The 529-nt window shown below is 72.6% G+C and carries 1 protein-coding gene; it reads left to right on the forward strand.

From position 1 onward, the window contains the following. A partial coding sequence (locus ACFQ0E_RS19255; protein ID WP_386826652.1) for an AMP-binding protein occupies positions 1–529 on the forward strand: 529 nt, incomplete at both ends.

The raw sequence follows: 529 nt of genomic DNA on the forward strand, positions 1-529 counted from the left end.
TGCCGGACGTGGCTGCGAGCCTGCCGGCGCACCTGGGCGATGCCTTCGCGCGTATCGTGCGCAGCCATCCCGATCGGCCGGCGCTGGTCGAGGGCGGGCGCACGCTGTCCTACGCCGGACTGCACGAAGCGGTGGAGGCCGCCTGCCGCACGCTGGTCGCGGCCGGCATCGGCCCGGGCGACCACGTCGGCGTGCACTTGGCGTCCTCCGCGGACCTGGTGGTGGTCACGCTCGCGCTGTTCAGGCTCGGCGCGGTGTACGTGCCGCTGGATCCGGAGTACCCGCAGCAGCGCCTGCGGCACATGGTGGAAGACAGCGGCGCAGCGCTGGTGGTCGCGCATGCCGCGCAGCGCGAGCGGGCCGCTTCGCTGTGCGATCGGGTGCTGTACTGGGACGAACGCGGCGCGGCACCGGAGGTGGCGTTGCCGGCGACGGTGCCGACGCATGCCAGCGTGGCGTATCTGTTCTACACGTCGGGTTCGACCGGCCAGCCCAAGGGGGTGATGGTCAGCCACGGCAACGTGCTGCA

This window comes from Lysobacter brunescens, from assembly GCF_042677005.1.
Taxonomy (GTDB): Bacteria; Pseudomonadota; Gammaproteobacteria; order Xanthomonadales; family Xanthomonadaceae; genus Lysobacter_I; species Lysobacter_I brunescens.